This is a genomic window from Candidatus Rhabdochlamydia sp. W815, from assembly GCF_018642185.1.
Classification (GTDB): domain Bacteria; phylum Chlamydiota; class Chlamydiia; order Chlamydiales; family Rhabdochlamydiaceae; genus Rhabdochlamydia; species Rhabdochlamydia oedothoracis.
Window position 1 is genome coordinate 1 of sequence record NZ_JAAVTY010000058.1, and the last position, 8,976, is coordinate 8,976.

An 8,976-nucleotide genomic window follows, 5' to 3' on the forward strand; every position below is an offset into this window, starting at 1 on the left:
GAGATTTGAAAAAATCTCGTTTATATTGGAGAGTTTATCCTACTCCGTTTAAGGAGCAACCCCTTCTTTGTGTGCAATTATGGCATGTATACAAAAAGATTCTCAACAAACATGCTATGCTCGGGTGCGCAATAGATGGTTTTTCAAGTATTTATATGTTCTTTTTTGTGCACTTCGAGGTTGAAAGGGCCGCTAATAAAAGCGTTCTTAAGGTGCTTTTTCTTATAAACCGCTAAAAGCTTCTTTCAAAGTATTACACTTTTAGTATTTGGAGCTTTTTGAGCTGCTTTTATGCTTTTAATAAACAAAATTTGTTAATAAGAATTGCATTTAAGTATCTAAATCTTTTACACTGCGATCGGCTTAAAGATTGGATTTTTCCAAGAAATGAGTTTTCTATATTTCCATGCATTAAATTTTTGTGTTTTAGCTCGTATTTTTAAAATTTTTGCAAATGTTCTTGCAAGACCGTTGCATTAAAAAAAGAGCTAAAGTAAATAGTCATTCTATAACCGGATAGAGTGAAATAGGTATGATTCCCGGCTATAATGAGGAAAGAACATGAATATTAAAAGTGAGCGATTAAAAAAACTGGAAACGGAACTTCACGATTTGGAGCATTGGCTAAAGCTGGGTTTAGTTCCTAAAAAAGACTTAGACAAGCATAAAGAAGAAATTAAAATGCTCCAAGATAAGGTTAAGGAAGAAAAACAAAGGCTGCGCTTTCTTAAAGAAAGTGGAGAAATGGAAGAATTTACTCTACCAAAACGCCAAACCGGACGTCAAAATGCACATGAGCCTCATAGCTTGCCTGATGTAGATATTGGAGATGAAGGGTTCACCGAAACAGGTTTTGATATGGAAACAGAACCTTTTGATCTTGATACTACCGCATCTGGAGAAGATGCCAGTAGTGCAGATGAATATGGTGATGATGCCGGAGTAGAAGAAGAAGACCCGTTTTCTGACCGCAATCGTTGGAAAAGAGGGGTTTTTGAAGATCCCGATGCTAATGACTGGTAATCAGATTAGTCTTTATATACATATTCCTTTTTGTTCTAAGAAATGTCCTTATTGTCATTTTTTTGTTATTCCGGATAAGGAATCCTTTCAAAGGAAATTTTTGGTCGCCTTCTTGCAAGAATGGCAGCTTAAAAGCCCTCTTCTAAAAGATAAACAGATTATTTCTATTTATTTTGGAGGAGGAACGCCTACTCGGCTATCTTTAGCTTATTTAACCAAAATGGTCGCGGTTATTTTATCTAGTAAAGTAGCTGCTAATTGTGAAATGACCATCGAAGCGAATCCAGAGGATATAAATCCGGAACTTTTGCAAACGCTCAAAGATTTATCCTTTAATCGAATCAGTTTTGGAGCGCAGTCTTTTAATGACAATGAATTGATTTCCTTAGGTAGAGGTCATACAGCAAAGCAATCAATTAATGCGATTCAAGCGGCCTATTTAGCGGGTTTTGATAATCTTTCGATTGATTTGATGTTTGAGCTGCCTAATCAAACACCGTCTTCTTGGAGAAAAACTTTAAACCAATTACGTGATTTGCCTATCAAACATCTATCTCTTTATAATCTTACCTTTGAGCAACACACGGTTTTTCATCAAAAAAAACAACAATTACAAAAATTAGTTCCTTCTCCAGAAGAATGCCTTCCTATGCTACAAGAAGCTGTAGAGAGTTTAAAAGAAATGGGTTTTGAGCGTTATGAGATCTCTGCTTTTGCAAAATCCAAGGCTTATTCTTTACATAATACCGGCTATTGGCTTGGGCGCCCTTTTTTAGGTTATGGGCCTTCTGCTTTTAACTATTGGGAAAAAAGACGGTTTTCAAACCTTTCTCATTTCAATCAATATTGTAATTTTCTTGAGGCTCAGCAAGATCCGGTTGGTTTTTCTGAGCAGCTAGCTTTCCCTCATAATCTCTATGAGCTTTTTGTGATTCAACTGCGTCTTTGTGAAGGGGTAAATATAGTTGCTTTTGAACAAATGCACGGACCTTTACCCGGTGATTTTTTAGAAATTTGTGAAAGGTTAATAGTAAAAGAAAAATGGTTATCTCGTGATAAAGACCGTTTATTTTTAACAGACAAAGGGATGTTATTCTACGACAGTGTTGCCGCAGAGCTTATTTAGTTTATGTTTCTAGGTAACAGCTTATCTCTTAAGATAAACTGTTACCAGAAAGCATGCAGAATTTTCTTAAAAATTGTTAAAACACGAGGTCATTACTTTTTTAAATTATTATTCTTTCGTGTTTATCAAACTTTAAAAAAATTTTCCGTTGTCTGCAATTTAAGCAATAAAGCAGCTTAAACTACTTCTGATAGCATTTTAAGAGCCTTTTAATCAACTATGATATTTCAAGGGAATGTAAATTAATTATTTAGAAACTATTTTTCATTTAAAGACTTTTAGCTATAAAAGCAGAATGAGAGCTCATTGTATAAGGTGAAGAAATTTGTTCCGGATGCTCGGAAAACTCTTTAGGGGAGATCAGAGAGGTATCGATGATACGATGCCAATTTTTACCTTGAGGAGCCAAAGGTAGCTCGATGGAAACGGGCTCAAAATACGCATTAAAAGCAATATAGAGATCTTCGCTATTTTGACTTTTTAACGTATAAGCAATAAATCGGCTTTCTGAGCTCCAGTTGGGTTGTAGAGGTTGATGACCGTGCCACTTAATGTCATCCGAGGTTAAAAAAGAGCTGCTTTGTAAAAGAGAAGCATGAGCTTTACGAAAAGCGATCATGAGTTTGTAAAAACGATAGAACTCTTGATTTTCTATCAACTTATCCCATAAGAACCAGTTCAGTTCATTATCTTGGCAATAAGCATTATTGTTGCCGAAACGATTATGAGCGTATTCGTCACCCATTAGAAGCATAGGGGTGCCAAGGGAGATAAGAAGAGCTGTAATTAAATTACGCATTTGTTTTAGACGCAAGAAAAGAATTTCCGGATTATCGGTTGCTCCTTCTACACCACAGTTCCAACTATCATTGTTAGAGTTCCCATCACGGTTTTCTTCCCTATTATCTAGATTGTGTTTTTCTTGATAACTGACCAAATCGTGCAGAGTAAAGCCATCGTGTGAAGTGATAAAATTGATGCTGCGGTAAGGATTTTTAGAGTTTTCATATAAATCTTCAGATCCACAGATGGCGTTAGCGAATTCTCCAGCTACATCATCGGTTCCTTTAATAAAGCGTCTAATGACATCGCGATACTTTCCATTCCATTCAGCCCAGCTATTGGGAAAAGCTCCTAATTGGTATAACCCACCTGCATCCCAAGGTTCTGCAATCAGTTTTACATGTGAGAGAATAGGATCTTTTGTAATAGCACGAATAGATAAAGGATCTGTAAGAAGAGATCCTTCTTCATCTCGGTTAAAACAAGAGGCTAAATCAAATCTAAAGCCGTCGACATGCATTTCTATTACGAAATAACGCAATGAATCAATGATAAACTCCATGACAACAGGGTTGTTTACATTGAATGTGTTACCCGTACCTGAAAAATTTAAGTATTCAGCATTTGGCGTTAACATGTAATAAGTGTTATTGTCGATTCCTGCAAAAGAAAAGCAAGGATCTTTTGCACCTCCTTCTGCTGTATGATTATATACCACATCTAAAATCACTTCGATTCCTTCCTTGTGAAGTGCTTTTACCAGATCCTTAAACTCATTGGAGGATTGGCTTGCTTCTTTGCTATAGCGATTCATGAGGGAGAAAAAACTACAGGTAGAATAACCCCAAACATTATAAAGAGGTTTTTCTGCTGCGGGTTGCTTTCGATGTAGTTCACACTCATCAAATTCAAAGATAGGCATTAATTCAACAGCATTGATTCCTAATTCTTTGAAATGTTGGATTTTCTCTTTGACAGCTGAAAAAGTGCCAGGTGCTTTACTAGAGCTTGAAGAATGTCTTGTAAAAGAGCGAACATGCATTTCATAAATGATCAATTGTTCCATGGGAATTTTAGGAGGGGTGTCTTGCTCCCAATCAAAAGAAGAATAAGGATAGAGTTTGCCTCTTAAAGGTTTTTGTTTTACTCCCCATTGATTATTCGTATTCAAATATTTACTATAAGGATCTAATAAAATTATATCGGGGCAAAAGTGATTTTTCGGATCTTGATTATCTCCATCTAATTGATAACCGTATTCCCATTCTATATCTTCTGCTAGATTTTTAATAAGTACATGCCAAATAGATCCGGTTTTATTTTTTTGAGGATCAAATGTAATTTGATAAGTAGAATCTGATGCATTTGGACGAAATATGTGTAAAATGACTTGATTAGCTGTTGATGAAAAAAGAGAGAAATTTATCCCTTCTATGCATCGACTTGCACCCAGGGGATAAGCAGAGCCTTTTTCAAGTACAAGGTGTTTCATCTTATAATCCCACTTAAATTTGTAGATTAGCTTAAAAATTCTTTCGAAGCAATTCGTTAATTTAATTTTTTAATTGCCCTTTTTAAGGGAATTTGCAAAAACTAGGTGATTTTTTATAAACAGACAACTCTTGACGTAAAAGATCTATTGTCAATAAATTAAGGTTATAGATCTTGTGCTGTCATTTTTTCCAAAATAGTAGTATTATTTTTTAAGGTTGTGCTCGTTTTTAAGGTTGTGCTCGTTTTAAAAGCGAAAGCGATTTATAATTAAGGATGAACATTAGAGAACTGTAGGAGGACGATTCAATGTCATTGGAAAATGCCAAGGCAAATTTAAAGGAATTCGGGAAAGAACTCAATCTAGAGTTGGCATTTGATGAAAATCACACATGTATACTTGGGATTGATAATACTTTTTCTCTTCATCTTACATACGAGCCAAATTCTGATCGTTTGTATTTATACTCACCGATCTTAGATGGTCTACCTAAGGATCCTGCGATCCGATCAAGCCTATACGAAGCTCTTCTTGAAGGGGCTATGTTAGGAGGTCAAATGGCAGGAGGAGGAGTAGGAGTTGCTGTTCCTGAAGAATTGATTTTAATGCATGCTGTTATAGAAATGGGTATAGGGGCTGATGCATCTGCATTATGCCGTTATGCTCCTTTATTTGTTGAGTCTGTAGAGAAGTGGAGAACCCGTGCAAAAGATATTTGCGAGGGTCGAGATACTAAAAAAGATCTTTCACCTCCAACAAATCCTTTAGGGGGAAAGCCTGGAGAAAGATTTATTAAGATTTAATAAAGTAATGGTCACTATTCCGATCGTTTGTTAAAACGCCCGGAATAGCGACTTCTTTATCTAAAGACGCCACAATTTGTTTTAAAGCCTCTTGTAATTCTTTATCTCTATTTTCCAATTTTGTTTTAATTTGCTTTACTGCTGTGACTGCTGTTGAATGATCGCGGGAAAATATCTTTCCAATCTGTGTAAAAGACAATTTAAGAATGGTTCTACATAAGTATATAGAAATTTGCCGAGGAAAGGTATGCCGGTGAATTTGCGATTTTCCTATAATTTCTGTAGAGGTTATATCAAAGTAAGAAGCTACTGCAGATAGAATAGTGTCTTTATTTAAGGTTTTTTGCTGCTCAAATTGAATGAGGTCAGAAAGAATGGTTTCTACTTGTCCTGACTGCAATTTATCCGGCTTAAAATTTTTATCCTTTAAATATATACGTAATAATAAAGCTTCAAAGGCGCGCAATAAAGAATGATTATTGGAAAACGTCTGAACTAGGAAAAAACATACTTTTTCTGTTAGAGGAAAATTTCTTACTTTACAACAATGGGTAAGTAACTTCTTACGCTCTATTTCTGTAAGTTCGCTTAATTGTAATACAATACCCCACTCAAATCTTGAAATAAGCCGCGGCTCGATTTCTTCTAGCTGAGAAGGGGGAGTATTAGAGCTTAAAATAATTTGTTTGTTAGATAAGTGCAGAGTATTAAAGAGGTGAAAAAGTTCTTCCTGTGTTGCATCTTTACGCATAAAAAGATGAACATCATCTATTAATAAGGCATCCAAATGACGATAGATCTCTCTAAACTTTTGCATTTCTGAAGAACGAATAGCAGAAATGACATGTTCGGTAAATGTTTCAGCTCGGACAAATAAGGCTTTAAGACCTCTTTGGCAAAAAAGATGAGTTAGAGCCATTAACAAATGGGTTTTACCTGTACCGGCTTTCCCCCAAAGAAAAATCGGATTGCAGGCAGCTAGGTTAGGAGGAGCAGAGGTAAAGCATAAAGAAATAGGATCTACTCCTGTTAGCTCACAGCATAGACGCATAACTACTTCATTGGCTTTAGCTGGAACAAAATTTGCTAGAGTAGCTATAGGATCTAATCTATCTGCAATAGGAGAAAACACAGCGGGTTGCTGAGTTTTATCCTTTTTTTTATTCATACCACCATCTGGAACATGAAGATGAACTTTAATGGTTCGAGAGTTATTATTCAGCAAGTGTGTTTTAATCAAAGGGCGCATATGTTCTTCAAACCACAACATATGAAAAGCATCAGCTGCCTCTAGATAGAGGTTAGTTGCATCAAAATGTAAGATTTTAAGTGATCGCAGCCATTGATTTACTGTTTGTTTCCCTAATAGGTCTTCTTGCTTTTTTAAAAACTCTTCCCAAGCTTGCATGGATACCACATGTGACAACAGGTGAAACTTAAAAGTAGCAGGTGGCTTAATTTTTGGCTTACTGCTGCCTAAAGCTTTTACGCCTTTTTCATTTTACGCATTATAAACCATTGCTGCAATATGCCAAGACCCATTGAAGATAGCCAGTAAAGATTTAATCCCGAAGGGAAATGATAAAACATTACAGTAAAAACAACAGTCATAATATTACCCATCATTTTTTGTTGTTTTTGTTGGTCTGTAAGAGTAGCGGTGGTTTTTGTATTCATAGAGGTAAAACGTTGTTGTACCCACATGATGAAACCTAGTAAAAAAGGTAAAAGATGGAAACTAGAACCAAAAAAAGGAATAGGATAGCCCCAGCTAAAAAGCACATCTGGTGCTGTTAGGTTATCAATCCATCCAGGGATGAAACTTGCACCTCTTAATTCAAAAGTAGATTTTAATAAGTCAAACATTCCAATTAAAAAAGGCAATTGAATTAATAGAGGAAAGCAACCCATTAATGGATTAACCCCTTTTTCTCGATAGAGGCTCATGACCTCCATTTGAGCACGCTTGGGGTCTTTTTTGTATTTCTCTTGAATAGCGGTTACTTGAGGAGCTATTTGGGTCATCTTTAAAGAAGAATTAATAGACCAAGCATTGAGCGGATAGAGCATAATACGCAATACGAGGGTCAATAAAATAATCGAAATTCCCCAAGATGAGGTCATTCGATAAAAAAACTTCATGACTAAAAATAAAAATTTAGCAAAAGGTTCTGAAATGAATGTAAACCATCCATGAAAGCTTAAAGCTCCAATATAACCCGGATTATACCCTTTAGCAGGGTTAGCATATGTTTGATCTACTTTATTCAAGAGGTCATCTTCGAAAGGACCTGCATATAAGCGGAAATGACTTGTTTGTTCATGCAGAGGTATCTGCATTTCATAACCTGGATATTTTTCAGGAGGATAAGGTTGATACTCTGGATTAATCAAAGAAAGACGGGTAGGAATTTGCATCCCAGAAATCATCTGCGCGCGAAATGAACTCCCTTCTGCTGTTAAAGGATCGAGAATCAGTCCCAAAAATCCGTTAGAGTTACAAATCCAATCCGCTGGTATAGCATTCATCGTTCCATTTTTAGGCAGAGATAGCTGTTCTATTTGTGCTTTTTGAGAACCTCTAAGCATCCGATATTTTAAAGTAGGGGCAGCATTTCCTGAGATAAGCTCTACCTCTGGTACTCCTGTCGTTAGCCATAAACCCCGTGTATCTCCATCTATTTTGATTATTACTTCAATGCAGTAAGGGGATAAGCTCGGATCTTTAGAAAAGGAAAACACCTTTGTGATCCTACGGTTGGGTTGAATGAGTTCAAATTCAATAAGATCATTTTCTAATTTTTTTAAACGATAGGGCTGTGTAGCTAAATTCGTATCTGAAGATACAATATTCAAAGCATAAAATTTAGGATCCACAAAAGAAATAGGGACGTCTTGTGCATTGAACAGAGTGCGTCTTAATAAAGGATAATAGCCACCCGTGGTTGGCTGGTTTTTTTCTCCAGCTCTCTCATTGCTGGTAAAATAAGGAAAGCTAGGAAAATGACTATTTTGCGGAAAGTCTTTTTCAATAATCCGATCAAAAGCAATGGGACGCACAGGTGTTTGAGAATCTTTTTTATTATACAGAGCCAAATTAATCTCAGAAATGGCTCCACCTATATTAGAAAAAACCAACTGCTGGTAAGCATTTTCTAGAACAAAGAACTGCTGTTGTTGTTGGTTAAGCGTATCGGTTGTAATTGGTTTTGCTTCAATTACCTTCTCTATATAAACCTTGTGAGTCTCAGTAGTGGTTATTGAAGGTTTTTTAGGTGGAAAAAGCCATTGATTAAGGAAAAAAAATCCTACTGTTAAAAGCAATACAAAAAGAAAAGAACGTTTATTCATGAAGCAATAACCTTAATTTGCATAGGAATGAGTGTTTACTAACCAGTTAGAGTTGGCCTGAAGAGAATCCTAACACAGAAAAAGATTTAAACTAAAGATAAACTAAGATCAGGCCCTTTCAATCTCGAAGTGCACAAAAAAGAACATATACTAGTGCCGATAATTGCCTGAAAAAAAGTCACCGACGTTTCGTAATATCGATGGCCCTTTCAACCTTGAAGTGCACAAAAAAGAACATATAAATACTTGAAAAAACATCTATTGTGCACCCGAGCATAGCATGTTTGTAGATAATCTCGTAAACACTTCTAGTGGAGTTTCGAAGTTGAGAGCCTTTCTAGGTCTGTTATTTAGTAAAGTTTCCACCCTTTCTATATCCTTGGAAGTCGTATCTAAAA

The 8,976-nt window shown here is 35.9% G+C and carries 6 protein-coding genes and 1 pseudogene; 4 read left to right on the plus strand and 3 right to left on the minus strand.

What is annotated here, in order from left to right; genetic code table 11:
- From RHOW815_RS04985 to hemW, 3 genes are all read left to right on the plus strand, one after another.
- Positions 1–236 (plus strand): hypothetical protein (locus RHOW815_RS04985; protein ID WP_215217236.1); only part of this gene is annotated, 236 nt, incomplete at its 5' end.
- A 331-nt stretch (positions 237–567) separates the two neighbouring features.
- Positions 568–1,023 carry a hypothetical protein gene (locus RHOW815_RS04990; RefSeq protein ID WP_350339711.1) on the plus strand — a complete coding sequence of 152 codons (456 nt, stop codon included), beginning with the start codon at positions 568–570 and terminating at the stop codon, positions 1,021–1,023.
- Complete coding sequence (hemW, locus tag RHOW815_RS04995) at positions 1,013–2,149, plus strand: radical SAM family heme chaperone HemW (protein WP_220017421.1); 1,137 nt, start codon at positions 1,013–1,015, stop codon at positions 2,147–2,149. Before RHOW815_RS04990 ends, hemW begins: the two co-directional genes overlap by 11 nt.
- Before the next feature lie 268 nt (positions 2,150–2,417).
- On the opposite strand, the gene RHOW815_RS05000 is transcribed toward hemW, so the two are convergent.
- Positions 2,418–4,424: a glycogen debranching protein gene (locus RHOW815_RS05000; protein WP_215217239.1), complete on the minus strand. Its 2,007-nt coding sequence runs from the start codon at positions 4,422–4,424 to the stop codon at positions 2,418–2,420.
- A gap of 308 nt (positions 4,425–4,732) precedes the next feature.
- Between RHOW815_RS05000 and RHOW815_RS05005 the strand changes: the two genes are divergently transcribed.
- Complete coding sequence (locus tag RHOW815_RS05005; protein WP_215217240.1) at positions 4,733–5,227, plus strand: CesT family type III secretion system chaperone; 495 nt, start codon at positions 4,733–4,735, stop codon at positions 5,225–5,227.
- Here the strand turns inward: RHOW815_RS05005 and RHOW815_RS05010 are convergent.
- Together RHOW815_RS05010 and yidC are read right to left on the minus strand one after the other, a co-directional pair.
- Positions 5,217–6,644: a DnaA ATPase domain-containing protein gene (locus RHOW815_RS05010; RefSeq protein ID WP_245397595.1), complete on the minus strand. Its 1,428-nt coding sequence runs from the start codon at positions 6,642–6,644 to the stop codon at positions 5,217–5,219. The genes RHOW815_RS05005 and RHOW815_RS05010 overlap by 11 nt on opposite strands.
- A 68-nt stretch (positions 6,645–6,712) precedes the next feature.
- Positions 6,713–8,419 (minus strand): annotated as a pseudogene (gene yidC, locus RHOW815_RS05015) (membrane protein insertase YidC); the annotation flags it as partial.
- Positions 8,420–8,976 lie beyond the last annotated feature (557 nt).